This window comes from Streptomyces sp. KR55, assembly GCF_052245645.1.
Lineage (GTDB): Bacteria > Actinomycetota > Actinomycetes > Streptomycetales > Streptomycetaceae > Streptomyces > Streptomyces flavusporus.
Genome location: NZ_JBQQCE010000777.1, coordinates 1 through 2,707 on the forward strand (window position 1 = coordinate 1; position 2,707 = coordinate 2,707).

The window sequence follows — 2,707 nt, forward strand, 5'->3', positions numbered from 1 at the left end:
AGCTTGGACACTTCGGCATCGAGCCGCGTCACCTGCGGGTGATGAAAGCGGCTGCCGACCGTGAGGCCGGGCTGGTGGACCAGGTGGTGGCTCCGCTGAAGCGGCATCGCAATCCGCAGACCAGGGCGCACGCGGAGGCCCGTGTGCAGGAGCTGGCGGGGCTCACGGTGAAGCTGCACGCGGCGCTGGTGCAGACGGCGCTGGGCGTGCGACTGCCCTGACCGAGGGCGGCCTGCCGGCAGGGGCGTGTGGCTCGCGGCCTGTACGGCTCGGATCGGCGGACGAGCCTGGACGGGCCGCGGAGGACGGCGTGGGCCTGGGCAGGAGCGATGCGATCTGTCGGCGGGCGCCGTGCGGTTGGCGGCTGAGGACTTCGGACGGCATGCGGGGCTAAGCGGGGCTGGGACGGTGTGATCTGCGGAGGCGCCGTGTGGGTTGGTGGGGGCGGCCTCGGGGCGTTCGCGCGGTTCGTGCAGGGCGGTGTGGGGCTGAGGGTGGCTTCGGGCCGGGCGGTATCGGGACCGTGTTGCCCGGTGCAGGGGCTTCGTCGAGGAAGCGGCATGGGTCTGGGGAGGGAGCGGGCGCGTTGCCGGGGGGCGTCGGGTGGGCCGGTGGGGGTTGGGGGAGGCCGGATCGGGGCTCCGATGTCGGCCCGACTACCCAAACGTCCCGGGCACGGCCTAGGGTTGCTGTGTGAACGAGCTCGATGTCGTAGGTGTCCGGGTCGAAATGCCCTCCAACCAACCGATCGTGCTCCTGCGTGAAGTGGGAGGCGACCGTTACCTCCCCATCTGGATCGGGCCGGGGGAGGCGACGGCGATCGCCTTCGCCCAGCAGGGCATGGCCCCCGCGCGACCGCTGACCCACGACCTGTTCAAGGACGTGCTGGAGGCCGTCGGCCAGGAGCTCACCGAAGTGCGCATCACGGATCTGCGTGAAGGTGTCTTCTACGCCGAGCTGGTCTTCGCCAGCGGGGTCGAGGTGAGCGCCCGTCCGTCCGATGCCATAGCGCTGGCCCTGCGCACCGGAACGCCGATCTACGGCAGCGACGGCGTGCTCGACGACGCTGGTATCGCGATTCCGGACGAGCAGGAGGACGAGGTGGAGAAGTTCCGCGAGTTCCTCGACCAGATCTCGCCCGAGGACTTCGGCACCAGCAGCCAGTGAGACGTGGTCGGCCCAGGCGGACGTGAAAGTCCTCGATGGGTCGTCCCCCGGTCGCTGACGGCCTCCGTACCGGCAATTGCCGGCGGCCGGTGAGGGCGTCCCGCGGCTCCCCGCAAGCGCATTCGGCTAGCCTTTCCCCGCGGTTGGGTGCGGGAAACCACTCTTAGGGTGATTATCACTCGGCGTGCCGAGTGTGGCGATCGTTGACGCACCCTTGGTGACTGCCTACCGTCGAGAAGGCAGGTCAAGGACGGAGGTCGGCGTGAGAAGCAGCGGCGACGGTACGGGTGGGGGCGCCCCCGGACGCAGTCTCGGGGAGAACGGTCCGTACCCGCTCCACGGCAGGGCGGCCGATCACACTCCGCAGCGACCGACGCCCATTCCCACCAGCGGAGGGGCGGCGTCCATGACGTCCGAGCAGATCGGCTACCGCGGTCCGACGGCCTGTGCGGCCGCCGGCATCACCTACCGGCAACTGGACTACTGGGCCCGCACCGGGCTCGTCGAGCCCAGCGTGCGGCCCGCCTACGGGTCCGGGACGCAGCGCCTGTACAGCTTTCGGGACGTCGTCGTCCTGAAGATCGTCAAGCGGTTCCTCGACACCGGGGTGTCGCTGCAGAACATCCGCACGGCCGTGCAGCATCTCAGGGAACGCGGTTTCCGCGACCTGGAGCGCATGACGCTGATGAGCGACGGTGCAACCGTGTACGAGTGCACCTCGCCCGACGAGGTCCATGCGCTCCTCCAGGGCGGCCAGGGGATCTTCGGCATCGCGGTCGGGGTGGTGTGGCGGGACGTCGAGAGCGCGTTGTCACAGCTGCACGGGGAGCGCATCGACACCGGCGAGACGCTCGTCGGGCACAACCCGGCAGATGAGCTGGCACGACGGCGCAATCGGGCCGTCTGAGCGACGCAGCTGTCCGGCACCTCTGGTGGCCTGCTGGGCACCGCGTCGGTAGGTGTGCAGGCCGCGCTGTCATGGTCGTGCCGCCGCATTGTCAGTGGCGTGGTGCAGCATCGGAGATGTGAGAACCACGCCCACGATCCTGCATCTCGACATGGATGCCTTCTTCGCTTCGGTGGAGCAGGCATCCAAGCCGAGCCTGCGCGGGAAGGCCGTGATCGTGGGCGGACTCGGGCCGCGCGGGGTGGTGGCGACCTGCTCGTACGAGGCCCGGGTGTTCGGGGTGCATTCGGCGATGCCCATGGCCCAGGCGCGCCGGCTCGCGCCGAACGCCGCGTATCTCGTGCCGCGCTTCGGGCTGTACCGGACGATCAGCGAGCAGGTGATGGAGCTGCTGCGGGCCCTGTCGCCGCTGGTGGAGCCGCTGAGCCTGGACGAGGCGTTCGTGGACCTGGAGGCCGGGGGAGCGGCCTGGGACGAGGAGTCGGCGCGGTTGGCGGGGATGAAGCTGCGGGCCGATATACGGGCCGTGACCGGGCTCACGGGGTCCGTCGGCCTCGCCGCCTCCAAGATGCTCGCGAAGATCGCCTCCGAGCAGGCCAAGCCCGACGGGCTGGTGCTGATCGAGCCGGGGAC

3 protein-coding genes and 1 pseudogene are annotated in these 2,707 nt (G+C 70.2%); all 4 read left to right on the plus strand.

Going from position 1 to position 2,707, the window contains the following annotated elements:
- Positions 1–221: pseudogene (locus ACTWQJ_RS49885) on the plus strand (MerR family transcriptional regulator); the annotation flags it as partial.
- Between the two features lie 472 nt (positions 222–693).
- Positions 694–1,167: a bifunctional nuclease family protein gene (locus ACTWQJ_RS49890; protein ID WP_004002801.1), complete on the plus strand. Its 474-nt coding sequence runs from the start codon at positions 694–696 to the stop codon at positions 1,165–1,167.
- A gap of 262 nt (positions 1,168–1,429) precedes the next feature.
- Positions 1,430–2,074, plus strand: a complete 645-nt coding sequence (locus ACTWQJ_RS49895) for a MerR family transcriptional regulator (protein ID WP_443312969.1) — start codon at positions 1,430–1,432, stop codon at positions 2,072–2,074.
- 118 nt (positions 2,075–2,192) lie between these two features.
- On the plus strand, positions 2,193–2,707 hold a 515-nt coding region (locus ACTWQJ_RS49900; RefSeq protein WP_443312970.1), incomplete at its 3' end, for a Y-family DNA polymerase.